This is a genomic window from Pseudoalteromonas sp. S4492 (assembly GCF_005886115.1).
Lineage (GTDB): Bacteria > Pseudomonadota > Gammaproteobacteria > Enterobacterales > Alteromonadaceae > Pseudoalteromonas > Pseudoalteromonas gelatinilytica.
On the sequence record NZ_PNCP01000133.1, the window covers coordinates 1 to 2,756 of the forward strand.

A 2,756-nucleotide genomic window follows, 5' to 3' on the forward strand; every position below is an offset into this window, starting at 1 on the left:
GCACCTAGCACCTAGCACCTAGCACCTAGCACCTAGCACCTCGCTATTAACTTCTCGTTTTTCACTTCTAATGTTATATTTAATCTAATTTAAGGATTTTTATAATTTTAACTCGGAATAGTCTATGTCGAAACTTAATGTCATTTTAGGTAGTGCAATAGCTCTAAGTTCGCCGCTAGTTTTTGCTGAACAAATAAATTCTCATCAATCTTTCGTTGGTTATACTGGCCTTATTAATACTCCAAATGCTGAAGTTCAAGAAAAAGGGGTAATAGGCTTTGGCTATAACAATGAGCTTTTTGATTTATCTGATAACTATATTGATGGGCATAATTTTATTGTTAGTGCTGGCTTATTTGATGGTCTAGAAGCAAGTGGTCTGATAGCTTCAAATACCATGCATGATAATATGTTCACAAAAGAAGGTAAGAAACAAATCAGGGACTTATCTTTTAATGTTAAGTATCAAATACCTTATATTCCTAAAGGTTGGTTTAGCCTTTCTATTGGTGGTAAAGATATTGGTGGTCATATTAACCACTATGAAACTTATTATGCTGTGGCATCAAAAGAATTATGGAACTTTAGGTTTTCAGCAGGTATCGCAAAAAGCAAACGCCCTAATGGCGAGATGGATGGCGTGTTTGGGGGTATAGAGTATCAAGTTTTCGATTGGTTTAGCTTACAAGCAGAGCATGATGCAGAGGCATTTAATGCGGGTGCTAAAGTGACTATTCCTAAAAAGTGGCTTTATGATATTGGCGAGCTAACCTTTACCAGCCGTTTTTACAGTAACACAGATTACTCAGAACAAGACACCTATTGGGGTGTTAACTTTAGTATGCCGCTTTCGAGTGAAGATAAACAAAATTATAAAAAAGTTGAAGCAGCCCCTTATGTAGCAACAGTTGCAACTCAACCAATAGCTAAAATCGATGACCATGGCATTGGTTTTATTCAAACAGCTATGGCGCCAGAATTGGCTGAACAAGCAAAAGCTCTCACGGTTACAAGTGTAAAACAAGCATCCACAGAAACTACGCAAAAACTTGCAAGCTCAAGCTTAAATAGCCAAGTAATCGAATTAAAAGAAGCATTAATAAACGATGGCTTTGAAAATGTAGTGGTTGGTTATAACCTGAATACTGTGTTCGTTAACTTTGAAAACTCGGTATTTAACCGCAATGACATCGATGCGATTGGTGTTGTACTTGGCCGTATTGCCGAAAGTGTGATGAGTGCCAATGCACATTTTAATGTTCAGCTTTCTAAAACAGATATTCCTTTAATTGCGATTCAGGGCAAGATTGATAACTATCGCTTATTTATCGAAAAAGGTGTAAGCCCAGATCTAAATGTACAGCAAGGCAAAGCGAATATCCCTGAAGGTGTAGTATGGGCAGGTAAGGCAGAGGCAAGCCCTTACTTTAAACCGCGCTTAACCTTGAGCCCTGCTTTATCTAATACTTATGCAACAGAGTTTGGAGTTTTTGACTATTCTGTAGGTTTACGTGCCGAGCTTGACGTGCCACTTTGGCAAGGTGGTGGTATAAAGGTTACAGGCCAAACTATTATAGACGAAAGCAGTGATTTTGAAGATAACGGTGTATTTGATAATTACAGCCTTGATGAAGGTATTGTAAATGCAATGCTGCACCAAACCTTTGCACTACCATATGGCTTTTATAACCAAACACAAATAGGTTTTTATAAAGACTACTTTGATTATAAAGCCATTATTAACGAAACTGCTTGGTTAAGCCCTGAAGGTCGCCACAAAGTAAGTGCTAAAATTGCTTATTTTGATTATGCAGACTACCGTGCATCACGTGAATACGAAACGCTGACATACCAGTACAACTGGGTTGAGCAAGATATTACTTTTCATGCTACGGGTGGCAAGTATTTTTATGGTGACAGTGGCTTAAAACTTGAAAGTCGTTTTTGGTTTGGTGACAGCTACATTGCAGTATTCTATGAAAATACCGATGCGCAAAAAGCGGGTGTAGGGCTTAGTATACCGCTTACGCCACGTAAAGATATGAAAGTAACGCCATTTGGCCAGTTAAAAGGTCGTGATATGTGGCGTATTGGCCTATCAACACAAGTTGGCGAGTTTAATAAACTCGTATTTAACCAAGGTTATGCGCCTTCAACTCAAGTCACTTTAGATAATACAATGTTTAAGCGTGGTCGTTTAACTTCGAGCTATATTTATAGCAACCTAGCGCGAATGAAAGAAGCGTATGAGAGTTATAAATAGTAGCGACTCGCAGTAGCGAGAAGCGAAATACTAGAAGCGAGAAACGAGAAACGAGAAACGAGAAGCGATAGACGAGAAGCGAGATACGAGTCAGATACTGATGCCAAGGAGTGGCTATGTACTACGAGAGATTAGATGTATGGAAGAGATCTTTTCAATTAAGTCTTTTAGTTTATAGAAGTTTTTATTTACTCAAAGATTTTAGTTTAAAAGATCAAATGTGTCGCTGCTCGGTTTCAATTCCAAGTAACATCGCTGAAGGGTATGAGCGCTTTTCTAAAAAAGAAAGAGCTCATTTCCTTTCTATAGCTAAAGGCTCCGTCGGTGAACTCAAAACACAAGTAATGCTTGCTTTTGAATTGGGTTACTTGCATAAGGAAAACTACTTACTCATAACAAATGAGTGTGAAGAAATTGGTAAAATGCTAGGTAAATTAATGTACTTACATAAAAATAATTAATTTACCCTTGTATACTCGCAACTCGCAACTCG

At 38.0% G+C, this 2,756-nt stretch carries 2 protein-coding genes; both read left to right on the forward strand.

From position 1 onward, the window contains the following. The first annotated feature begins 124 nt into the window (after positions 1–124). Positions 125–2,263: a YjbH domain-containing protein gene (locus tag CWC28_RS21165; protein ID WP_138625738.1), complete on the forward strand. Its 2,139-nt coding sequence runs from the start codon at positions 125–127 to the stop codon at positions 2,261–2,263. Between the two features lie 116 nt (positions 2,264–2,379). Next, positions 2,380–2,724: a four helix bundle protein gene (locus CWC28_RS21170; protein ID WP_130167815.1), complete on the forward strand. Its 345-nt coding sequence runs from the start codon at positions 2,380–2,382 to the stop codon at positions 2,722–2,724. The last annotated feature ends 32 nt before the right edge of the window (positions 2,725–2,756 follow it).

Excerpts from the sequence above, each read along its gene's own strand:
- CWC28_RS21170 (WP_130167815.1), top strand. The coding sequence starts at position 2,380 with ATGTACTACGAGAGATTAGATGTATGGAAGAGATCTTTTCAATTAAGT.
- CWC28_RS21165 (WP_138625738.1), top strand. The coding sequence starts at position 125 with ATGTCGAAACTTAATGTCATTTTAGGTAGTGCAATAGCTCTAAGTTCG.